The 19,480-nt window shown below is 60.5% G+C and carries 27 protein-coding genes; 26 read left to right on the forward strand and 1 reads right to left on the reverse strand.

Translation table 11 applies throughout. The features are described from left to right. Positions 1-241 precede the first annotated feature (241 nt). The 8 genes from phaC to GNZ12_RS24075 all read left to right on the forward strand — a co-directional run bounded on the left by phaC (position 242) and on the right by GNZ12_RS24075 (position 8,835). Complete coding sequence (phaC, locus tag GNZ12_RS24040; RefSeq protein WP_172314423.1) at positions 242-2,047, forward strand: class I poly(R)-hydroxyalkanoic acid synthase; 1,806 nt, start codon at positions 242-244, stop codon at positions 2,045-2,047. A 135-nt stretch (positions 2,048-2,182) separates the two neighbouring features. Further along, on the forward strand, positions 2,183-3,364 hold the full coding sequence (locus GNZ12_RS24045; RefSeq protein WP_172314335.1) for an acetyl-CoA C-acetyltransferase: 1,182 nt from the start codon (positions 2,183-2,185) through the stop codon (positions 3,362-3,364). 192 nt (positions 3,365-3,556) lie between these two features. Beyond that, positions 3,557-4,297, forward strand: coding sequence for a 3-ketoacyl-ACP reductase (locus GNZ12_RS24050; protein WP_074284259.1), 741 nt, complete (start codon positions 3,557-3,559; stop codon positions 4,295-4,297). Positions 4,298-4,429: 132 nt separating this feature from the next. Next, entirely contained in the window at positions 4,430-5,047 is a 618-nt protein-coding gene (phaR, locus tag GNZ12_RS24055; RefSeq protein ID WP_172314337.1) for a polyhydroxyalkanoate synthesis repressor PhaR, read from the forward strand. Between the two features lie 341 nt (positions 5,048-5,388). Beyond that, complete coding sequence (locus GNZ12_RS24060) at positions 5,389-6,441, forward strand: tRNA dihydrouridine synthase (RefSeq protein WP_172314339.1); 1,053 nt, start codon at positions 5,389-5,391, stop codon at positions 6,439-6,441. A 659-nt stretch (positions 6,442-7,100) separates the two neighbouring features. Next, entirely contained in the window at positions 7,101-7,949 is an 849-nt protein-coding gene (locus tag GNZ12_RS24065) for a hypothetical protein (RefSeq protein ID WP_172314341.1), read from the forward strand. After that, the gene (locus GNZ12_RS24070) at positions 7,946-8,278 is read left to right on the forward strand and encodes an STAS-like domain-containing protein (protein ID WP_172314343.1); all 333 of its coding nucleotides are present in this window, start codon (positions 7,946-7,948) and stop codon (positions 8,276-8,278) included. The genes GNZ12_RS24065 and GNZ12_RS24070 overlap by 4 nt, the downstream gene beginning before the upstream one ends. Next, positions 8,275-8,835, forward strand: coding sequence for a hypothetical protein (locus tag GNZ12_RS24075; RefSeq protein ID WP_172314345.1), 561 nt, complete (start codon positions 8,275-8,277; stop codon positions 8,833-8,835). The genes GNZ12_RS24070 and GNZ12_RS24075 overlap by 4 nt, the downstream gene beginning before the upstream one ends. A gap of 43 nt (positions 8,836-8,878) precedes the next feature. On the opposite strand, the gene GNZ12_RS44530 is transcribed toward GNZ12_RS24075, so the two are convergent. Beyond that, positions 8,879-9,334 (reverse strand): hypothetical protein, encoded by a 456-nt coding sequence (locus tag GNZ12_RS44530; protein WP_235993861.1) that lies wholly within the window; start codon positions 9,332-9,334, stop codon positions 8,879-8,881. A 530-nt stretch (positions 9,335-9,864) separates the two neighbouring features. Here GNZ12_RS44530 and GNZ12_RS24085 point away from each other — a divergent pair. The 18 genes from GNZ12_RS24085 (at position 9,865) to GNZ12_RS24165 (ending at position 19,473) form a co-directional block, all read left to right on the forward strand. Continuing rightward, entirely contained in the window at positions 9,865-10,188 is a 324-nt protein-coding gene (locus GNZ12_RS24085; protein ID WP_172314347.1) for a hypothetical protein, read from the forward strand. Then, the gene (locus tag GNZ12_RS24090) at positions 10,188-10,703 is read left to right on the forward strand and encodes a DUF1376 domain-containing protein (protein WP_172314349.1); all 516 of its coding nucleotides are present in this window, start codon (positions 10,188-10,190) and stop codon (positions 10,701-10,703) included. The genes GNZ12_RS24085 and GNZ12_RS24090 overlap by 1 nt, the downstream gene beginning before the upstream one ends. Positions 10,704-11,610: 907 nt before the next feature. Then, complete coding sequence (locus GNZ12_RS24095; RefSeq protein WP_172314351.1) at positions 11,611-11,781, forward strand: hypothetical protein; 171 nt, start codon at positions 11,611-11,613, stop codon at positions 11,779-11,781. A 2-nt stretch (positions 11,782-11,783) separates the two neighbouring features. Further along, positions 11,784-12,131: a hypothetical protein gene (locus GNZ12_RS24100; protein WP_172314353.1), complete on the forward strand. Its 348-nt coding sequence runs from the start codon at positions 11,784-11,786 to the stop codon at positions 12,129-12,131. Positions 12,132-12,499: 368 nt separating this feature from the next. Then, positions 12,500-13,450 carry a phage antirepressor KilAC domain-containing protein gene (locus tag GNZ12_RS24105; RefSeq protein ID WP_172314355.1) on the forward strand — a complete coding sequence of 317 codons (951 nt, stop codon included), beginning with the start codon at positions 12,500-12,502 and terminating at the stop codon, positions 13,448-13,450. Between the two features lie 59 nt (positions 13,451-13,509). Then, positions 13,510-13,647 carry a ribbon-helix-helix protein, CopG family gene (locus tag GNZ12_RS24110; RefSeq protein ID WP_172314357.1) on the forward strand — a complete coding sequence of 46 codons (138 nt, stop codon included), beginning with the start codon at positions 13,510-13,512 and terminating at the stop codon, positions 13,645-13,647. Positions 13,648-13,715: 68 nt separating this feature from the next. Beyond that, positions 13,716-14,291 carry a hypothetical protein gene (locus tag GNZ12_RS24115; protein WP_172314359.1) on the forward strand — a complete coding sequence of 192 codons (576 nt, stop codon included), beginning with the start codon at positions 13,716-13,718 and terminating at the stop codon, positions 14,289-14,291. Between the two features lie 411 nt (positions 14,292-14,702). Further along, positions 14,703-14,894 carry a hypothetical protein gene (locus GNZ12_RS24120; protein WP_172314361.1) on the forward strand — a complete coding sequence of 64 codons (192 nt, stop codon included), beginning with the start codon at positions 14,703-14,705 and terminating at the stop codon, positions 14,892-14,894. Positions 14,895-14,951: 57 nt separating this feature from the next. Beyond that, positions 14,952-15,326 (forward strand): hypothetical protein, encoded by a 375-nt coding sequence (locus GNZ12_RS24125; RefSeq protein WP_172314363.1) that lies wholly within the window; start codon positions 14,952-14,954, stop codon positions 15,324-15,326. Positions 15,327-15,399: 73 nt separating this feature from the next. Beyond that, on the forward strand, positions 15,400-15,534 hold the full coding sequence (locus GNZ12_RS45080; protein ID WP_268959049.1) for a hypothetical protein: 135 nt from the start codon (positions 15,400-15,402) through the stop codon (positions 15,532-15,534). A 45-nt stretch (positions 15,535-15,579) separates the two neighbouring features. After that, entirely contained in the window at positions 15,580-15,750 is a 171-nt protein-coding gene (locus GNZ12_RS24130) for a hypothetical protein (protein ID WP_172314365.1), read from the forward strand. A gap of 11 nt (positions 15,751-15,761) precedes the next feature. After that, entirely contained in the window at positions 15,762-16,148 is a 387-nt protein-coding gene (locus GNZ12_RS24135) for a hypothetical protein (RefSeq protein WP_172314367.1), read from the forward strand. After that, entirely contained in the window at positions 16,145-16,375 is a 231-nt protein-coding gene (locus GNZ12_RS24140; protein WP_216673338.1) for a hypothetical protein, read from the forward strand. The genes GNZ12_RS24135 and GNZ12_RS24140 overlap by 4 nt, the downstream gene beginning before the upstream one ends. A 48-nt stretch (positions 16,376-16,423) precedes the next feature. After that, positions 16,424-17,080: a TolB family protein gene (locus GNZ12_RS24145; protein WP_172314371.1), complete on the forward strand. Its 657-nt coding sequence runs from the start codon at positions 16,424-16,426 to the stop codon at positions 17,078-17,080. Positions 17,081-17,085: 5 nt separating this feature from the next. Next, a complete protein-coding gene (locus GNZ12_RS24150; RefSeq protein WP_172314373.1) occupies positions 17,086-17,421 on the forward strand; it encodes a hypothetical protein in 336 nt (111 codons plus the stop codon). 561 nt (positions 17,422-17,982) lie between these two features. Further along, positions 17,983-18,780, forward strand: a complete 798-nt coding sequence (locus tag GNZ12_RS24155; RefSeq protein ID WP_172314375.1) for a hypothetical protein — start codon at positions 17,983-17,985, stop codon at positions 18,778-18,780. Then, positions 18,773-19,093, forward strand: a complete 321-nt coding sequence (locus GNZ12_RS24160; RefSeq protein WP_172314377.1) for a hypothetical protein — start codon at positions 18,773-18,775, stop codon at positions 19,091-19,093. The genes GNZ12_RS24155 and GNZ12_RS24160 overlap by 8 nt, the downstream gene beginning before the upstream one ends. A 29-nt stretch (positions 19,094-19,122) precedes the next feature. Next, on the forward strand, positions 19,123-19,473 hold the full coding sequence (locus tag GNZ12_RS24165) for a KilA-N domain-containing protein (protein ID WP_172314379.1): 351 nt from the start codon (positions 19,123-19,125) through the stop codon (positions 19,471-19,473). Positions 19,474-19,480 lie beyond the last annotated feature (7 nt).

The following is a 19,480-nucleotide window of genomic DNA, read 5'->3' on the forward strand; positions in this document are numbered from 1 at the left end:
TGACATGCCTTGCGATGGGGAGCAAGAATGTTCCTCACAGCTCCTCGACCATGGGACAGGGCGTGACGAGGTCGCGAGCAATCGCCCACGTGCGCATGAACCTGCCTCTCAACCCGTCCGCAAGGACTTACCGGTAAAAGCAGGTATGGCAGCATCACATTCCTCAGCTTCCCCCAGCACGGACTCCTCGACGGAGCACACGCAGCAGGCCGGTACGAGCGGCGCAACATCAGCCGCAGGCATGCAGCAGTTATTCGAAACCTGGATGAACGCATGGCGTTCGCCCGGCACGCCGCCCGGTGGCAACGGCATGACTTTCCCGATGCCCCAGATGCCGCAAATGGGTCTGCCGCAGATGCCGCCGTTCCCCGGCATGCCTGACTTCAGCAAGCTGGCGGCGGGATCCCTGCCGTCCATGCCTTCATTCGCCGGACTCAACGTTCCGAGCGCCGCGATTCCGTCGGAGCGTCTGCAAAAGCTGCAAACCGATTATTCGCGCGAGGCGATGGAGCTGATTCAGCAGGCGACCGCCTCAACGACGAAAGCGCCCGAACTCAAGGATCGCCGCTTCAGTTCCGAGGCGTGGAGCTCGGCGCCGGCCTATGCATTTACCGCTGCGTGGTATCTGTTGAACGCACGCTATCTGCAGGAAATGGTCGACGCGCTCGAAACAGAACCGAAGATGCGCGAGCGCATCCGTTTCGCCATTCAGCAATGGACCGCGGCGGCATCGCCCAGTAACTTCTTCGCATTGAATCCGGAAGCGCAAAAGACCTTGCTCGATAGCAAAGGTGAGAGCTTGCGCCAGGGCGTGATGAATCTGCTGGGCGACATGCAGCGCGGCAAGATTTCGCAGACGGACGAATCACGTTTCGTGGTCGGCGAAAATCTCGCGAACACCGAAGGCTCGGTGGTGTTCGAAAATGACTTGATGCAGTTGATCCAGTACAAGCCGCGCACGGCCACCGTGAGTGAGCGGCCGCTGCTGATCGTGCCGCCTTGCATCAACAAGTTCTACATTCTCGATTTACAGCCCGAGAACTCGCTGGTCGCGCACGGACTCGATTCGGGGCATCAGGTGTTCCTGATTTCGTGGCGCAACGCGGACGCATCGATCGCGAGCAAGACGTGGGACGACTACATCGGCGAAGGCGTCCTCAAGGCGATCGACACGGTCAGCAAGATCAGCGGTCGCGAGCAGATCAACACGCTTGGTTTCTGCGTGGGCGGCACCATGCTTGCCACGGCGCTGGCGGTGGCGGCAGCGCGCGGCCAGCATCCGGCCGCGTCGATGACCTTGCTTACCGCGATGCTCGACTTCTCTGACACGGGCGTGCTCGACGTGTTCGTCGACGAGGCGCATGTGCAGATGCGCGAGCAGACCATCGGCGGCAAGAACGGCAGCGCGCCCGGATTGATGCGCGGCATCGAATTCGCCAATACCTTCTCGTTCCTGCGGCCGAACGATCTGGTGTGGAACTACGTCGTCGACAATTACCTCAAAGGCCGTACGCCGGTGCCGTTCGATCTGCTGTACTGGAACAGCGATTCGACCAGTTTGCCGGGCCCGATGTATGTCTGGTATCTGCGCAACACGTATCTGGAGAATCGTCTGCGCGAGCCTGGTGCGTTGACCACCTGCGGCGAGCCGGTCGACCTCTCGAAGATCGATGTGCCCACCTTCATCTACGGTTCACGCGAAGACCATATCGTGCCGTGGCAAACCGCTTATGCGTCGGCGCCGTTGCTCACCGGGCCGCTGAAGTTCGTGCTCGGCGCGTCGGGTCATATCGCAGGGGTGATTAATCCGCCGGCGAAGAACAAGCGCAACTACTGGACGCTGGAAGGCGACGTCAAGACATTGCCGGAAAGCCCGGACGAATGGCTCGATCAGGCGGCCGAGGTGCCTGGCAGCTGGTGGCCCGAATGGACCACGTGGCTCGACCAGTATGGCGGCAAGAAAGTGAAACCGCGCGCCACAGCCGGCTCCGCTGAATTCCCGGCAATCGAACCGGCGCCGGGGCGTTATGTGCGGCAACGGGAGTAGGCTTTAGTGCGCTTGAAGGCGCGATTTGTTTGGCGGTATTAGTGTGCGTCTGATTGAGCAAGGGCGCTGGAGCAACGAGATTTTTAACTTGACGGGCTACGGCGTCGTTGGCCGATGTGCCCGGAGGATATAGAAATGACTGATGTTGTGATCGTATCGGCCGCCCGTACGGCAGTTGGCAAATTTGGTGGGTCGCTGGCGAAGATTGCCGCGCCCGAACTCGGCGCCACCGTGATTCGCGCCGTGCTCGAACGCTCCGGCCTGAAGCCTGAGCAGGTCAGCGAAGTCATCTTGGGGCAGGTGCTGACGGCAGGCTCGGGTCAGAACCCGGCGCGTCAGTCGCTGATCAAGGCGGGGCTGCCCACGGCCGTGCCCGGCATGACGATCAACGTGGTGTGCGGCTCGGGACTGAAGGCGGTGATGCTGGCGGCCAACGCGATCATCGCGGGCGATGCGGACATCGTGATCGCCGGCGGGCAGGAAAACATGAGCGCTGCGCCGCACGTGCTGCCGGGCTCGCGCGACGGTTTCCGCATGGGTGATGCGAAGCTGATCGATTCGATGATCGTCGACGGCCTGTGGGACGTCTATAACCAGTACCACATGGGCGTGACAGCGGAAAACGTCGCCAAGGAATACGGCATCACGCGCGAGCAGCAGGACGCGTTCGCGGCGCTGTCGCAGAACAAGGCGGAAGCCGCGCAGAAGTCGGGCCGCTTCAACGACGAAATCGTGCCGGTCGAGATCCCGCAACGCAAGGGCGAGCCGCTGCGTTTCGCAACCGACGAGTTCGTGCGTCACGGCGTGACGGCTGAATCGCTGGGCGGTCTGAAGCCGGCTTTCTCGAAGGAAGGCACGGTCACGGCGGCCAACGCGTCGGGCCTGAACGACGGCGCGGCGGCGGTGCTGGTGATGTCGGCGAAGAAGGCCGAAGCGCTCGGCCTCACGCCGCTCGCGCGTATCAAGGCTTACGCCACCTCGGGTCTGGATCCGAAGGTGATGGGCATGGGCCCGGTGCCCGCGTCGCGCCGCTGTCTCGAGCGCGCGGGCTGGACGCCGGCCGATCTCGACCTGATGGAAATCAACGAAGCGTTTGCCGCGCAGGCGCTGGCTGTGAATCAGCAGATGGGCTGGGACGCGTCGAAGATCAACGTGAACGGCGGCGCGATCGCGATTGGCCATCCGATCGGCGCGTCCGGTTGCCGGGTTCTCGTCACGCTGTTGCACGAAATGCAGAAGCGCGATGCGAAGAAGGGTCTGGCGTCGCTGTGTATCGGCGGCGGCATGGGCGTGGCACTGGCACTCGAGCGTGCTTAACCGGCCTCGTGCAGGCGCAAGTGGATTAGCAGGCGGTAAGTAAGCAGGGTTGCCGCGCGTTACTTGGCAGCAGGTGGCGCGCGGTGAGCATTGGCCTCGTCGGCCGGTCGCCCGGCGGCAGTGGAGATGAAGCACCAGGCGAGGGAAGGGGCAGCCGGTCGGCGCCTCGAAAACGATAACGGAGTGTAGTTTATGACACAGCGAATTGCGTACGTAACGGGCGGCATGGGTGGCATCGGCACGAGCATTTGCCAGCGGCTGCACAAAGAGGGCTTCAAGGTAGTCGCAGGCTGTGGCCCGAACTCGCCGCGCCGCGTGAAATGGCTCGAAGAGCAGAAGGCGCTTGGCTATGATTTCATTGCGTCCGAAGGCAACGTCGGCGACTGGGAATCGACCAAGGCGGCGTTTGACAAGGTCAAGGCCGAAGTCGGTGAGGTCGATATCCTTGTGAACAACGCCGGTATCACGCGCGACGTCGTATTCCGCAAGATGACGCACGAAGACTGGACGGCGGTGATCGACACCAATCTGACCAGCCTCTTCAATGTCACCAAGCAGGTGATCGACGGGATGGTCGAGCGCGGTTTTGGCCGGGTCATCAACATTTCGTCGGTGAACGGCCAGAAGGGGCAGTTCGGCCAGACCAACTACTCGACCGCGAAAGCCGGCATTCACGGCTTCACGATGTCGCTGGCGCAGGAAGTGGCCACCAAGGGCGTGACGGTCAACACTGTGTCGCCTGGCTACATCGGCACGGATATGGTCAAGTCGATCCGCCCGGACGTGCTGGAAAAGATCGTCGCGACGATTCCGGTGCGCCGTCTCGGTCAGCCGGATGAAATCGGCTCGATCGTGGCATGGCTCGCCTCGGACGAATCGGGTTTCTCGACGGGCGCTGATTTTTCGCTGAACGGCGGTTTGCATATGGGCTGAGTGATGGGCGCGCCGCTCACAAGGCAGCGCGCTTCTGCTCAGATGGTTCCGGCGGCGTCTCGACTGTGCGATTGCCCGATCGCACAGTCCATGACGCCGTTTCGGCGCTTAACTTGCGCTCAAAGGCGTTACATGACCACTACTACAAAGAAAACAGCCGAACGATTGATCAAGAAGTATCCGAATCGCCGGCTCTACGATACCGAGACAAGCACGTACATCACGCTGACGGACGTTAAGCAGCTCGTGTTGGATCAGGAGGATTTCAAGGTCATCGATGCGAAGAGCAACGAGGATCTGACGCGCGCCATCCTGTTGCAGATCATTCTCGAAGAGGAGAGCGGTGGCTTGCCGATGTTCTCGTCGTCGATGCTGTCGCAGATCATCCGTTTCTACGGCCATGCGATGCAGGGCATGATGGGCACGTATCTGGAAAAGAATATTCAGGCCTTCATCGATATTCAGGCGAAACTCGCCGACCAATCGAAAAATCTGTACGAAGGCAAGGCGATGAACCCCGAAGTCTGGTCGCAGTTCATGAACATGCAGGCGCCGATGATGCAGGGCATGATGACCAGCTACATCGAACAGTCGAAGAACATGTTCGTGCAGATGCAGGAGCAGATGCAGAACCAGGCGAAATCGATGTTCGCCACCTTCCCGTTCACGCCGGGTGGGCCGGTGAATGCGGCTGGAGCGCCGGCCACGCCGGCTAATCCGCAAACCGATCCGGAGCCGGAGAAGAAGTAACGGCGCAGCGCGACACCGACGTGGTGAGCATGTCTTTACGCGCTCGCCACACGGCCGCGGCGGTCCGCGCGCCGGGCGCAAGCTAACGGCCGCGGGCGCGGTACTATCGCGGGTTGCGTGCGCTGACGTTGTCTCGGGGTGTGGTCCTCGTGGTCTGTTTGATCCTGTGACCCCGCAGCCCTTGTCGCACCTTCCCCATCTGTCGCCACCGCTGTATGCCAGTCCCACCTATGTCGGCCACCCGTTTCCCTACCGCACCCACGCCCTCGATTCCTGGGGCCGGATTTGTCAGCCTTGGCTGACCGTAAGCTTCGCAACAACAGCTTGGGCGGCGTTCTCACATGAGCCAGCTGTTTCTTGCGCCCATGGAAGGGCTCGCGGACTACGTGTTGCGCGACGTGCTGACCAGCACGGGCGGGTTCGACGGGTGTGTATCCGAGTTCGTCAGGGTGACGGGCTCGGTGCTTCCCGAGCGTGTCTACGAGAGGGATACGCCCGAAGTCCTCCACGGAGGCCGTACACCTTGCGGCACGCCGATGGTGATCCAACTGCTCGGCAGCGATCCTGAATGGATGGCGCTGAATGCGGCCCAGGCGGCCAGTCTGTCGCCGCATGGACTCGATCTGAACTTCGGCTGTCCCGCCAAAGTCGTCAACCGGCACGGTGGCGGCGCGATGCTGCTGGCGCACCCTGAGCAACTGAACCGGATCGTTTCGTCTGTTCGCGCCGCGGTGCCTGCCAGCATCGCCGTGACAGCAAAAATGCGGCTCGGCGTGTCCGATACTTCGCTTGCGATCGACTGCGCCACGGCGCTGGCAGAGGGCGGCGCGGCCTCCCTCGTCGTGCATGCCAGAACGCGTGATCATGGCTACCGGCCGCCGGCCCACTGGGAGTGGATCGCGCATATCGACGCCGCCGTGGACGTGCCGGTCATTGCCAACGGAGAAGTCTGGACGGTGGCCGACTGGGAACGGTGCCGGGCGGTCAGCGGCTGCGCGGACGTGATGATCGGGCGCGGCGCCGTGTCGGATCCTTTCCTGGCTCTGCGGATACGCGGACTGATGGACCGGTCGCCATCCGGCGAGGAATGGCCGGCTGTCCTTGGTTATCTCGCCGATTACCTGAAAAAATTGCAAGCCCGGGTCGCGGCCCGTCATGAGCACGGGCGCGTCAAAATGTGGCTCAGCTATCTGAAGCGGACCTGGCCGCAGGCTGCCGAACTGCATGCAGCCATCCGGCGCTTGCATGATTCGCGTGAAATTCTTGAGGTGATCGAGCGCGCCCTGGCATTCAACGATGTGATACCGGCGCGTCTATGCGCAGCACGCGGCCAACTTGGCCCAGCAACGCTCCGCCACCCGACCGACTGCACGGTCGCCGGCGCGGTACAATGAAGGGTTGCGTGCGCGGGACGCTGTCCGGGCAGTGGTCTTTGTGACCATCGGACCCTTAGCCTTGCCGCACCGTCCCCATTTGTCGCCATCGTCACCGCTATACGCCGGACCCACCTATGTCGCAGACCATTTCCCCCGCCGTGCCGACCCCATCGATTCCGAAGGTCGGTTTCGTCAGCCTCGGCTGCCCTTGAGGTAGCCTAAGTAAACTCGGGTCGCACGCAATAATAGCAGGTGAGCAGGAAACAGAAAGCCTCGGCATCGACCGAGGCTTTTGTAATTTCGGGAGTGCGACGAAAGGGTCGCAGTCAGTTTGACGCGTCATCGAAGCGGCGGATAGAATCGCGTCGCTCTGGTCGTGGCTCCATCAAGGGCGTCAGGGAGAGGTGGGCTGCCGGTCGGTAGATCTAACTGGCATATCAATTGCTCGGGGTAATCAAATCAAAAAAATCGACCGCAAACGAGAGTTGTTCTGGCAGCGACGTGCCCGAAGACAGCAGGCATCGCTGGCGCGCGAATCCCGCAGGAAGCGACGACGCGCCCAGCGGAACGCCGCCAGACCAAGTCGGAACCGTGCAATCGCGGTGTTGGAAAAGGGCGGGAGGGTATGGCACGTTCCCAGACAGGTGAACCTTGCGATTGAGCCATTTCGGACGCATATGCTTGATGGGTTGCGGGAGCTTAGAAGGTGCGCGCGCACCGGTATCGAGATCCTGATTTCCTTCGACAGGACGGAGCGAGTGTTTTCTGATGGCATGCTGTTGCTCGTCGCCGAACTGCGCCGCCTGCTAAAGTACACGGAAGGTAAGTTCAAAATTACGTGTACCGTGCCGTTAAATGACAAAGTGGCACAGGTAGCGAAGCAGGTTGGGCTTTTCGAAATGCTTGGAGTCGAATGCGCGGTTCAGCCCCGGGATAACGATGTCGTGATGTGGCGACATGCGTATGGTTCTGGGGCTCAGGGCAGCCGATTTGACGACGTGCTTTCGGATTACGATGGGGAGATAACGCCAGCGCTTAGCTCCGCGCTGTATCGTGGGGTGTCGGAAGCGATGACTAACGTCGTGAACCATGCGTACGTTTCGCCAAGGCTCGACGGGCTCGACATGCAGATGAAGGGCGACTGGTGGATGTTTTCGGCTGAGCAGGAAGGAAAGCTATCGGTCGTGTTTTGCGACCTCGGCGCCGGGATCTCGGGCACGCTGCCGGGCAGTCGCCCAGAAGTCTGGCGGAGAATCATGCGGTGGGATAACCGGGGCGACGCTCGGGTGATTGAGGCCGCGGTTGCCGACAGCGTGAGTCGAACAAAGAAAGGGCATCGCGGTAAGGGCCTTGGTCAAATCGTGAAGGTCATAGAGGCCGTTCGGGGAGCCTCGGTCGCTGTGTATAGCAACCGAGGGATCTACCGGAGAACAGCACAAGGCGAAGTGAAGGTTCACCAGATGGGTGGTAGTATTTTGGGTACGTTAATTAATTGGCAGATTCCCTTAGCCGGGAGGGCGGAATGATGAGCTCGATCATCCTTGCGAAACAGTTCTCGCGATACCCCGCGGGACGCTTCTTGGGCGACGGCCCTTTCAGTGGCGAGTTGTTTCGTAAGCGGTATCTGTCGCCGGCGCTCCGTGAGAACGAGCATATCTCCATTGATCTCGACGGCGCCCGAGGCTACGGGTCCTCGTTTCTGGAAGAGGCTTTCGGTGGGCTGGTGCGTGAGGGCTACTCGGCCCAAGAGATCCGCGACCACGTTGACCTTATTTCGTCCGACATAAGTTTGCTGACGGAAATATGGGAGTACGTTAACGATGCGGAAGAAGAACGCCGCTCAAATGCTCAATGACGGGGTGCGTTCCGTGCGCTGCGAGCAGCAGTTCGTCGCTCGCGTGGCTTGCCGCGTCTGTCGCCATCGTGGGCTGGGCGGCGACTCACTTCTTCAGCGAGGCGCGCGAGCGGCGCAAAGAGGTGCGAGCGGCGCTCGATAAAATCCTGGTTTCGCTGGAGGAACTTCGCAAAAAGGCGTTTGCGTTTCATGAGAGTGCTGCATTCTCGGAGCATGAGGCGCAGGAACTGCAAACGGCAATTTATCGCCTGAACCGCCTTTTCGCACGCGTGCCGATTCTTGATCCGGTGGAGGTGGCTCCATTCGTCAAAGCGCTTCGCCAGTCGATAACGCTGCTCAATTTTTCGAAGTCGACGTTTGTGGCCCAAGTGGCGGGGAGCGAGGTTCTTGAGAACATCTCCGACGCTTGCTCAAACCTGGAAGATGAGTTCGACCGGCAATACGCTATGCACTACCCGCACGGCTTCCCTTACATTCTGCCGGGTTTCGTTGTCAGAAATCGTGACGAGATCCTGAGTCGTTGGAATGCTGCGAAAGCCACACTGCGTGGTCGATAGATCATGTAGTCAAAAAAACGGCACCTGGTGGTGCCGTTTTTTGTTATCGCTTAGAAAGATCCGGCGGCTTCGATAGCACGCGCAGATGCCCGGTTCCTTGCAGGAACTGCCGGTACGCAGCGACCGCGACCTTGAACGCCTCAGCGCAGACATCGCCGCTCAGGATCTCGCCGTCATCCGTGACCACGCAGAGCCGCGCGCGCTGGCCGTCGGCGGTCTGGACGGTCAAGCCCTCATGCGCGACTGCGCTCAGAGTGTATCGTCGCTCCGGCTCGGGGTCTGCGTCGTCACCGCCGTTCGCCGGCTTGCGTCCCGGTGCGCGCCGTGGCGTGCGTGCTGGCGCGGGTGATCCGCCTCCCGCTTCCGGCTGCGCAGAATCGTGCTGGCGCGCCTCGCATAGCGTCCGGATGGTGTCGGTATAGCGACGCTCGGCGGCGCGGCCTACGCGCGGCGACCGGTAGCTCGTTGTGAGCGCCGAGAGTCCAAAGAATGTAGTCATATCGTCAACGTGTGGGTGCGAAAGTCGCCACCATCGGGCAAATCTGCTTTAGCCGCAACAAGCACGAAACTCGACCATATACGTTTTTGAACAACCCGCGCCGATCAATCCATTACTGGTGGCCGTTCAATTTATTTTTAACGACTTAAGGGCAGCAGCACAAATAGGCCCCTTTTCGTACAACTCTAAAAATAAACTCACGCATAGCGTGAATTCTGCTTTTGGGGAAGTTTACTTGCCGTTTGATTTGCCTTTTAATGCGGTCCGTCGGCGTGAGAAACCGATGACAGGAGCAGTAACGTAGTGTCGGCCCCGTAGCTTTTTTCGGTGGTCGAGTGATAGTTCGACATCCAAGGTCCCTGTCCCTTGCCTGTCGGCGCGGCTCTCAACCGCATCGCTCGCCAACCAAAGAAAGTTCCGGGGCTTTTTGCGTTTCTAGGCCCCGATCAACGGTCTGACGTAAGTAGTACTAACGGCAAAGGAGTCGCCATGTTTTCAGAAGTAGATAGCGGTACGGTGGGAGGCATGTAATGGCCCGCACGTGTATCAATTTTCCCGTTGGGCTCGCCCGTGACGGTCGCGTGCTCGGAGTCAGTGAGCGCCTCGGGGTGCATGTCGGTAAGGTATTCCACTGCATTTTGACGCTGTGGATGGCGGCGGCAGACCAGGCCGTTGACGACGGCATCGTGCGCGACATGGATGCACAGAGCGTGGATGCAATCGTGGACGTTCCCGGCCTCGGCGACGCCCTCCTGGCTGTCGGGCTTATCGCCGAAGTAGGGGGTGGCATTGTGGTCTGTGGCTACCGCGAGGCGCAGGCGTGGACCATTAACGATATCGGGGGCGTTGAGTAATGGAAGCTCTCAACTGCACGCCCGAGCCGCTGACGCCGTTCGATTGCGACCTTCGCGATTTTCAATTCTTTCCGCTTGATGCCTTGCGCCTGCGTGATAGCGACCTTGCTGCGCTCTCTACTGGCGACGAGTTCCGCGCTGCAGTGTTGCTTTGGTGCGCTGCGTGGCATCAAGTCCCCGCTGCGTCGCTGCCTGACGATGATCGCGTGCTTGCAAATCTCATTGGCTACGGTCGCGACACTGAAGGATGGAAGGCTGTAAAGGATGGAGCGATGCGCGGCTGGGTCAAGTGCTCGGATGGCCGCCTCTACCATCCTGTCGTAGCAGAGAAGGCTATTTCCGCCTGGCAAGGGAAGTTTAAGCAGCGCTGGAATACCGAATGTGCCCGCATCAAAAAGCACAACGAGCGCCATAAGACGAACGTCCCGCGCCCGTCGTTCGAAGATTGGATGTCCCAAGGATGTCCCCAGGGACAGAAGCTGGATGTCCCGGGGGACAGCCAGGGGACTGGCTAGGAGCACAAAATTTGCGCGGTCGGTGTCCCTGCGCTGTCCCTTAGTTGTCCCGGGTGACATATGCAATTGTCCCGAGTGACACGTGATGTCCCTGCGATGTCTCTGGCGACAGGAGGAATTGTCCCGGCTGACATGGTGACGTGTCCCGGGTGACATGGTGTGTTGTCCCCTGGGACGTCCCGGCCCTGTCGCCTCAATGTCCCGATCCAAGAGAGAGGGATAGGGAGAGGGAGAGGGATAGGGACAGTGAGAGGGAGAGAGAGAAAAACCTGTGGTTCTAAGAATGTGAACGGTCGTGCGACGCCAGTCGCGCGACGCCCGCGCGGCGAGCGCCTACTGCCTTGGTGGTCCACTAGCGTTTCTACAGGGTGGATACGCGTGCGCGCGGAGAGCGCTTGCTGACCCTCGCCGGGTGGGCATCGAACTGGCGTTCGATTGTGTGTATGTGATTTGCAGGGCAGCGAGTGAGTTCCAGAATCGATGCTGGTTTGCACACAGCCCCGTGACGACGATGGGGTGACTCGGTGAGTACCTTGGCAACGCGGCGGGTATCGCCAGCGGCTCGTGGGGCGTTTTAATCGGTTTGCCTCGCAGGGCGTCGATTGGGAATCCTACGGGCGGGAATCGCGTTGGCGGCGCTGAGTGATGGAGCAGTGTCTGCTAGGCCGGAATGGCGGCCGAACAAGGGCCTAGCGTGGTTTGGATAAGGACATGGTTGAGGCGTGGTTAGGGGGATGGTTAACCTTTGGGATAACCAAAGCAAGCCGAAGCAAAGCTATGGCTCAGCTATCGCTAGGCCATAGCTAATCCGTGGTTTGTCCATGGATCGTCCGTGACTCGGCGCTTTTTGTCCGGATTCTGTCCGCAAATTTTCGGACGCGGATTTTCAAACCGAAGGAGTTTTGCCTTGAAAGCAGATATTTTCCCGATCATCCACGCGAAGAAATCCGCAGTGACTGATCGCATTGGACAGGTCATGAGTTCCGTATTCGGCACGTCCGAGGATGACTTCGCGCAGTACCGTGCTGCGTTTGAGGCACAGCAGCGCAAGCGCGAGCAGCCTGGCGAGGCGTTCTAGCCATGGCAGCAACGGACTGGATTCGCATGAGGACAAACCTGTGGGATGACCCACGGGTGAGCGCCATGGCCGACCTGTGCGATGTTGGCGAGGCGAAGATCGTCGGCAGTCTGTTCTGGCTGTGGAGCACTGCGGACGCGCATAGCGTCGATGGCCTCCTGTATGGCATGTCGCGCAAGGCGATCGACCGTAAGGTGGGCGTCCCCGGCTTCGCCGAGGCGCTGTGGTCGTGCGGCTGGCTAGAAGATGCCGACGGCGGCGTGAAGATTCCGGACTTCACGGAGTACAGCGCGCAGTCCGCCAAGGCGCGAGCAGAGAACGCGAGGAGGGCGGCGAACGCAAAGCGGTAGGTCGCCAATCTGAGAGAACCTAGAAAACGTGATCGAAGACTCTCGTTTTGTCGGAGTGTTGAACAATGATAAATCGCTTGATGTGCCGGGGGAAACGATGGACGCGTGCATCGAGATACCCACATCGAATGTGTATTGCGTGGGTCGTGACGCATAAAATGGCATCAACGGTCGAGCAATGGTGCTTGACCTGGCCGAACATGAAGCGGCCGAATCAAAGTAGTACCGAGGAAACCCAGTAGCTGGAGGTGAGGAGGGAAGGCGGCGGTGGTCGCCGCCGACCCGATTGCTGAAGTACACGGAATCGTGAACGCACCAAACGACAAGTCAATGGTGTTTTCACGACTCCGACAACTGGGAGTTTTGACGTGAATCAAGTTTCAAATGTCCGTGCCGGTTCGCCGGATGGCCTGATGGCACCGCTCCAAGCTGATGCTGGCCTGGTTCGTGTGCGCGCCGATGGCAGGATCGTCACGGACTCGGTGACGATGCACGAGGAGTTCGGTCGCCGCCACGACAAGGTCATGGATAGTCTGCGTTCGCTGATCGCAGACAAGACGCTTAATCTCCCCGATTTCAGGGAGATTGAGTATGTGGACGGACGCGGTCGCAAACAGCCGTGCATCGAACTGACTGAGCGCGGCGCTCTGATTTCGATGCCGTTTATCGGCGGCGTGAAGTCGCGCGCCGGGCAGGTTCGCCTCGTGGACGCGTTCACGCTTATGCGTGAGGAGTTGCGCCGCATGAAAGCTGCGCATCCGCCGCGCCCCGCCGCCGCGCTTCCAAACTTTGAGGACCCGGCTGCTGCGGCTGAAGCGTGGGCGCAGCAGTTCCGTGGTCGTGCGGTCGCAGAGACGGAACGCAACCAGCTTCGGCTGGCGGTAGCGGAACAAGCTAAGGATGTGGAGTTCGTGAAGCGGTACGTCGATGCTGATGGCCTGCTCGGCGTGCGCAGCACCTGCCAGGCGCTCGATATTGAGAACGAGCGCGACTTCACGGACTTCATGGTGAACGCGCTGCGCTGCATGTACCGCCTTGAAGGTGCGCTCGTTCCGCGGGCGCAGCATCGTCACCTGAAGCGCTTCAAGGTGAAGACTGGCGTAGACCACGACACAAACCGCGCCTACACGACCGCCAAAATCACGGCAAAGGGTGTCACATGGCTGGCGCGCGAGTGGGCCGAGTACAACCTTGATCGCGACGCATACCGCGCAAAGCATTCGCCCAAGGATGGCGACGTGGATGAGGAGGTAGAGAGCGCCACGCGCGAAGCAGCCGCGCGGCGCGCAGCGAAGGAAGCCGCCAAGGCGACTGAGTAACTTATGCGCGGCGGTGCCACTGCGGCCCGCCGCAAACAACCTGTATTGGAGTATGCAACATGAAGCGCCTACACCTTGTTATGCCCCTGCAGATTTTTGAACCGCTGAATGCTATCGCCGCCCGGGATGGCCGCACCATCTCGGAATTGATCCGGCAGGCGCTGCTCGAATTCATCGCGCGGCAGAACAAAGTCTAAGCAGGGCCAACGCCGAGCAGATCTGCGACGAAATGAACAGTAGGATAACTAAATTTAAGGGATTGATCATGGATCGTTTCAATGAAATCATCGCGGATGCTGAAGAACATTGCGCCACATGCAGCAACGTAGTGTCGATTCGCAAGGAAGCCTCCACGCGCCCGGCTCGCCGCCCTGTGACGCGTGTTTGGGATGAGGCTGAGGTCGCGAAGCGTGCGCTGGACCTGTACGCGCTGGAGCGTACCGCCAAGTGCGCATTCAACAGCGCGATCATCATGGCCGAGCAGTTCAAGGAATTTAACGGCCTGGAGCGCGTGGACCACAAAGATCCGGCGTTCCGCACCTATACGGCGAAGGAATGGGATGCCTACCTGGTCGCGAAAGACGAAGTGAAGAAGGCCCAGGCTCGCCTCAAGACGGCCTGCCACAACTGCCTGCACGGTGCGCCGAAGCGCGAGAAGTATGTAGACCCGCGCTCGCCCGCTGACCGCAAGCGCCAGTCCGACCTGTGGGACGCGATCATTGCCGGGACCGTCTCAATGCGCGACGCGCTCGCCATGCGCTACGACAACGGCGATCCGATCCTGAAGGACCGCGAGGCGTTCCTCGACATCGCGCGCGACGAATCAGAAATCCCGTTCTAAGCGCCACGACGGGATTGGGGGTAACGATGATTCGTTCGCCCCCTCTGAACCACGCTACAAAGGAATGACCATCATGCAATCCATCCCACCGCGCAGCTCCCTTGTTTGCGTGCGTGTTGCGTCACTCGTCTAGGGGTGGCTTTGCAAGCCGGATGCGTTCGCGGACCCAGGCTGCACCGCCTAGCGCTTTGCACTTGACCCATTCGGCATCCGTCATGCGGATCGGCCGCGCCTTCATTACCTCGCCTGTCGGGCTGACGGGCTTTCTGCCTTGGTCGCGGTCATTTGGTGGCCTCTTTTCAGCCATGGGTGTTTCCTCTAATGAAAATGTATCTACGAAATCACTTGATTGCGTAGATACATCGTACTATAGTTCGGTCACAGCAGCAACGAACCAACCTGGAGACAGTGATGCAAACAGCAAGAGTCCTGCAGTACGTAAATCCCGTCGCCCAGGCCATCGAGCGCCCGTTCTCGATCAAGTACGGGGTCGGTGGCGTGGCTTGCTCGCTGTCGTTCGAAACCGAAGCGCAGCGCGAGGAGAAGGCCGCCGAGCTAGTCGCAAACGGCGCGGCCGTCGTGTTCAAACCCGCTCAGGTATAACCAGTCGTCCCGTCGCTGAAAACAGTCCACTTCATACATTTAGGCATCCACAACATTATGAACGCTCAAACCGAAACCAACGTTTTGCACCTCGCCGCCGTACCGACACAGACGCGCCGGGAACAGCTTGACCAAGCGATGGCGCAGTTCGCGCTGTCCGCTGGCACCTTCACGTCGCTTGAAATGCTCGCCGAGGAGCGCCGAGAGTCTGACGTTGCGCTGCTCGCCGCCGTTGGGCTCAGCACCATCCGCGACGCGCATGCGGCCTGTCTTGACCATGTCAAGGATGGTAGCGACATCGGCATGGACGACGCACTCGGGCTGATGGACCGCGCGCTGGCAGCGTCCAATTCGATTTTCGCCGCGATTCGCGTGCTCTCCGGTGATTGGTCCGGTGAGATGATAGCCGAGCACGAGAAGGCTCTAGCCTAACCAGTCGTATCGCCGCGAGCAGGCGTCCGCGGCTAACTCTATCAGTAGTCCACAGGAACTAAGGGGTTTCGCCATGTTTAAGTACGTTACGAAAGACGCCGTCGTAGAGCTGGCCGCTTACTGGCTCGGTGGCCTCATTGCTGCCTGCAGTGGCCTGGTTGTCATGGTCGCGCTCGCTGGCCCGATGCTGGCTCCCGCCGCGCACTAACCCGGCAACGCCGACAAAGATCAACAAGACGCAACGAGGTTACTGGTGGATGCGTACTCATACCTGCTGCTGGCCTACCTCGGCGTCCTGTCGATCGTTTTTACCGTGGTCGTGGTCCTGCGTATCCGCTTTCCGACAATCCGGCCGCTGGAGCCGACTCAGGAGCATTGCGAGTTCATCGCTCGCCGCTCCCGCGATCTTAAATCGTTCAAGTAAGAGGTTTTCAAATGTGGCTACTTTTTAACGATAGCTTTATCAGCGTCATCGCGAGCGACCGCGATCCTAACCTGTTGGTCGTGCGTGCGCGCCGTACTGGTGACCTGCAGCAGATCTTTGGTGCAGACGTTCCGGTGGTGGAGCTTGAGGCCCGCGACTATCGATACAGGGCGTTCCTGCCGCGTCAGACCGTGGCGACGGTCATAGCCGAGCGCCTTCTGGCAATCGATTATTTCAATGTTAAGGGGAGCGTCGAAGATTCGCACCTTTTGCATGCGTACCATGAGGTCCACGCGGTGCTGGAGGAGTTGCAGGAAATCCCGATGTACCGGACGAAGCCGCGCCCGAATTTCCGAGCGCATCCCGTGCGCCGGCCGCGCGGATGGGATCGGGTATGAAGAACGTTGACGACCTCATGAAGAAGGCGTTCTCGCCGGGCCGCGATCCGCGCAGCGCCGAATACAAGGCCGGCGTGCGCGCGCTTCTGGAACTCCGCATCAACGGCGTCAAGTTGCCGCGGCCGTACGCGACGGGCACAGTGCAGGCCGATGCGTTCTATGCTGGCGTCGGCGAAGGGCACGACATCTGGCGCGCGCTGCGGGTAGCCCCAAAGAAACCGTTGTAAACGTTAAGATTCCACGCCACAATCGCGCCATCAAAAAGAGGGAAGACCATGAAAAAGACCATCCTCGCGGCACTACTCGCGCTCGCCGCTGCATCGGCGCACGCTCAATCCGTTGGCGTTCAGTGGGGAAATATCGTGTACGCGTCCGCGACTGGCGAGCGCACGGTCCTGACTGATACCGGTGCCGATGCGAGCCCGGTCCTTTCTCCTGACGGCAGGCTGGTTGCGTTCACGCGGCTGCGCCAAGGCGAGCAGGCTGGATCAGATGACCCTCAGAGCGGACCGCTGGCTGACGTGTATGTGATGCGGCTCGCCGATCACCATGTGACGAAGATCGTTTCGGCGGCGCACTCAAATGACCCGACGGCGGAACTGTCAGGCATCCGCTCGCTGACATTCTCGGTTGACGGCGCGACGCTTTACTTCGAAACGCCTGCATGGGCGGTCGCTGGCGCTATACACGCCGTTCCCCTGCACGGCGGTCAACGGTTCGTTACTGACGGCAACGGCTTCGCGGTGGTGAGCCACGGGAAATACGTGGGCGATCTTGTGGTGAAAAAGCATCGCTACATGGCCGGTCGCGGGTCGTGGAATCCAGAGGTCATAGTGAGCGCGGCCGGGAAGGATGTACGTGTGCTGGGGGAGTTCGGCGACGATGAGTACGCGGTAGGCCGCGCGCTTCGAAACGTCGAGGCTCAGCAATGACCGCAATGAAACGCATCGCAATCGCCACACTTCTGGCTCTCGCCGCCATGAGCGCCCATGCCGGGATACTGGCTACGGACGGATTCCAAGCCGGTAGCACGACCGTCCAGATTGCCCTGACAGATACCCAGTGCAAGGGAGGGCCGAAACCCTACCAGGATTCAATCCCCGTCTCTGGCGTGGCAACGATCATGTCCTCGGGTGGGCATAAAGCCGTCGGGTGCTGGAATTCGCCCGCTGGCGGGCAAGAAATCGAAATCGCGTGGGCTGATGGTGCGGTGGGGCGTTACCCGGTGCTTGACATGACGCCGACGGCGTACGGCTCCGCGCACGGCATGTGATGTCGCTCCGCAGTCGTGAGCGGAATATGGTACCTGTACTTGGGTAGCATCGCCGTGCAGCGCGCCGACATGGGAGCATAGAACATCGGGCGCATCGCAGGACTTGGCAGCCGCGAAGGGTTTGATGATCGCCCTATCCCGACCTCCACAGGTGTTCCGGAGCCGAGCAGAGTGCTTGCGACGTGAGCCGACCGTAATCGGTATGCAGTGACCCCGCCCATGGCCGGAACCGTGCGGCGGGTGCTTTACCGGATAACGAGAAGCCCCTCATGGTGCCCGAACCCATGCAGGGGCCTTTTCATTTCCGCCATAGGCTCCACAAGCCGCCCGAAGACAATTGCCGATGCACGACATGGGCGAACCATCGCCGGGCCGCCGCAGATCCAGCCATTCGATTCCCTGCCGCATTCCCGCTCGCCGCCCTCGTCCGCCACACTGGAGAAATTACAATCTGAGCCCGTTTTCGGGGTGGGGAACGATGGGGAATGAATGGTGAACGATGGTGAACGCAGACCGGTTCGTGACCCTACGATGGTCCCATCAAATACAGGGAGAAGGGCCATGGCGAAAGAGAGCCGCGTCAGTAATGCCGACATTGAGCGGGTGCGCAGGGAGTTTGAGGACGCAGGCCTTACCACGCAGCAGGTTGCTGATTTTCTTAAGGTTTCTAAGACCTACGCGCACAAGCTCATTACGAAACAGGGCTGGCGACGGGCTTCTGACGCTCCGATTTTGGGAGTGAATTCCCCGAAGGCTGCTGCGGGATTATTTACAGAAAATGCCCGTGCTCCATCGACCCGGACGCCGTCGCCGATGGGGGAACGTCGCGCCGAGTCTGCCCCTGCTGCCGGAAATGCTGCCGCGCCGGTTTCTTCTGCTCCGCAGGCATCGAGCGCTCCTGTTCCTGGCGCTTACAGCATCCCCACGCCGCCGGCTGACATGACAGAATGGGAGTTGAGGGACTGGACCGAGGCTGAGTGCAAGAAACTGCTGCAGGCTCAGAATGACCGCCACGCTCAAGAGTTGCGCGTGCTGCAGGCGGACTTTGCTGCCGAGGCTCGGAAGCCAAGTGACGTGTCTGCTGCTCGCAGGCAAAAGACGCTGGCCGAGTCCACGAAGATCCGCCACGAGATGCAGCGCAAGAACCTGGAGGACTGGATTCGGATCAAGCTGATGCAGTTGCCGGTGCTGGCTGCTGGCCGCGGTGCGGTTCGCATTGTCGTCAACATGACGACCGGCTTCTCGATTGACGGGCCAAATGATGACGAATCGGTAGCTCGGCGCGCTGAGTCCGCCGCGCGCTTTGTGGAAACCCGCAAGGCTGCCGAGGTTCTCGATGTGGAGGCGAAGGATGTCTGAGGCGCAAGCCCTTATCGCCCGCGCGGCGTTCGACCGGATGATTGATGAGCGCAATGAGGCGAAGCGCGCCTGCCGCCCGAAGATCGAGCCGCATGGGCCGGTCGTCACGCTGGTGATTCTGCCGCGTGCCGGTGGCTCGCTGGCTGATATCCATACCGCCGCCGATACGCGGATGGGCGCGGACTATGACCGGCTGTGCGCAGAGACTGATGCGATGCTTGCCGATATCCTGAGTGCTCCACCTGTGGGGGGAAGCCCCTTTTCCGCCATTGCAGGAAAAGCCCGCGGAACCGCAGCGCGTGCGGACGAATGACTGACTGACAAGCTCACGCTGGCTTCGAAGTGTCGTTCACGAATGAGGCCTGGTTCAATGCGACGGTGGTAGCTAAACGCTACAAAAAGCGCCCGAACGACTGGCTCGGTCAGACGGCGACCTTGGAATACGTCGCCGGTCTGGATGACGAGTTAGTTACCGGCGCGGCTGGTAACTCAAATTCAGTTACCGGCATGGCTGGTAAGTGGTATCACACGAGCAATGCGCGCGCCGACAGCGGCGGCGGCACGTGGCTGCATCCGGAATTGGCCGTCGAGTTCGCCCGCTGGTGTGACGCGAAGTTCGCAGTGTGGTGCGACGCTCGATTCGATCCTCCCTGCGCTTGCCGACGATCGGCTCCCGGATATCCTCACCTATGACTGAGAG

The organism is Paraburkholderia solitsugae (assembly GCF_013177695.1).
Classification (GTDB): Bacteria; Pseudomonadota; Gammaproteobacteria; order Burkholderiales; family Burkholderiaceae; genus Paraburkholderia; species Paraburkholderia solitsugae.

What these genes read in the sequence shown, in the direction of transcription:
- GNZ12_RS24155 (WP_172314375.1), top strand. Translation starts at nt 17,983, where the DNA reads ATGGCGAAAGAGAGCCGCGTCAGTAATGCCGACATTGAGCGGGTGCGC.
- GNZ12_RS24115 (WP_172314359.1), top strand. Translation starts at nt 13,716, where the DNA reads ATGGATCGTTTCAATGAAATCATCGCGGATGCTGAAGAACATTGCGCC.
- GNZ12_RS24075 (WP_172314345.1), top strand. Translation starts at nt 8,275, where the DNA reads ATGACGGGGTGCGTTCCGTGCGCTGCGAGCAGCAGTTCGTCGCTCGCG.
- GNZ12_RS24110 (WP_172314357.1), top strand. Translation starts at nt 13,510, where the DNA reads ATGAAGCGCCTACACCTTGTTATGCCCCTGCAGATTTTTGAACCGCTG.
- GNZ12_RS45080 (WP_268959049.1), top strand. Translation starts at nt 15,400, where the DNA reads ATGTTTAAGTACGTTACGAAAGACGCCGTCGTAGAGCTGGCCGCTTAC.
- GNZ12_RS24085 (WP_172314347.1), top strand. Translation starts at nt 9,865, where the DNA reads ATGGCCCGCACGTGTATCAATTTTCCCGTTGGGCTCGCCCGTGACGGT.
- GNZ12_RS24050 (WP_074284259.1), top strand. Translation starts at nt 3,557, where the DNA reads ATGACACAGCGAATTGCGTACGTAACGGGCGGCATGGGTGGCATCGGC.
- phaR (WP_172314337.1), top strand. Translation starts at nt 4,430, where the DNA reads ATGACCACTACTACAAAGAAAACAGCCGAACGATTGATCAAGAAGTAT.
- GNZ12_RS24135 (WP_172314367.1), top strand. Translation starts at nt 15,762, where the DNA reads ATGTGGCTACTTTTTAACGATAGCTTTATCAGCGTCATCGCGAGCGAC.
- phaC (WP_172314423.1), top strand. Translation starts at nt 242, where the DNA reads ATGCAGCAGTTATTCGAAACCTGGATGAACGCATGGCGTTCGCCCGGC.
- GNZ12_RS24070 (WP_172314343.1), top strand. Translation starts at nt 7,946, where the DNA reads ATGATGAGCTCGATCATCCTTGCGAAACAGTTCTCGCGATACCCCGCG.
- GNZ12_RS24090 (WP_172314349.1), top strand. Translation starts at nt 10,188, where the DNA reads ATGGAAGCTCTCAACTGCACGCCCGAGCCGCTGACGCCGTTCGATTGC.
- GNZ12_RS24120 (WP_172314361.1), top strand. Translation starts at nt 14,703, where the DNA reads ATGCAAACAGCAAGAGTCCTGCAGTACGTAAATCCCGTCGCCCAGGCC.
- GNZ12_RS24125 (WP_172314363.1), top strand. Translation starts at nt 14,952, where the DNA reads ATGAACGCTCAAACCGAAACCAACGTTTTGCACCTCGCCGCCGTACCG.
- GNZ12_RS24150 (WP_172314373.1), top strand. Translation starts at nt 17,086, where the DNA reads ATGAAACGCATCGCAATCGCCACACTTCTGGCTCTCGCCGCCATGAGC.
- GNZ12_RS44530 (WP_235993861.1), bottom strand. Translation starts at nt 9,334, where the DNA reads ATGACTACATTCTTTGGACTCTCGGCGCTCACAACGAGCTACCGGTCG.
- GNZ12_RS24045 (WP_172314335.1), top strand. Translation starts at nt 2,183, where the DNA reads ATGACTGATGTTGTGATCGTATCGGCCGCCCGTACGGCAGTTGGCAAA.
- GNZ12_RS24145 (WP_172314371.1), top strand. Translation starts at nt 16,424, where the DNA reads ATGAAAAAGACCATCCTCGCGGCACTACTCGCGCTCGCCGCTGCATCG.
- GNZ12_RS24065 (WP_172314341.1), top strand. Translation starts at nt 7,101, where the DNA reads ATGCTTGATGGGTTGCGGGAGCTTAGAAGGTGCGCGCGCACCGGTATC.
- GNZ12_RS24160 (WP_172314377.1), top strand. Translation starts at nt 18,773, where the DNA reads ATGTCTGAGGCGCAAGCCCTTATCGCCCGCGCGGCGTTCGACCGGATG.
- GNZ12_RS24100 (WP_172314353.1), top strand. Translation starts at nt 11,784, where the DNA reads ATGGCAGCAACGGACTGGATTCGCATGAGGACAAACCTGTGGGATGAC.
- GNZ12_RS24140 (WP_216673338.1), top strand. Translation starts at nt 16,145, where the DNA reads ATGAAGAACGTTGACGACCTCATGAAGAAGGCGTTCTCGCCGGGCCGC.
- GNZ12_RS24060 (WP_172314339.1), top strand. Translation starts at nt 5,389, where the DNA reads ATGAGCCAGCTGTTTCTTGCGCCCATGGAAGGGCTCGCGGACTACGTG.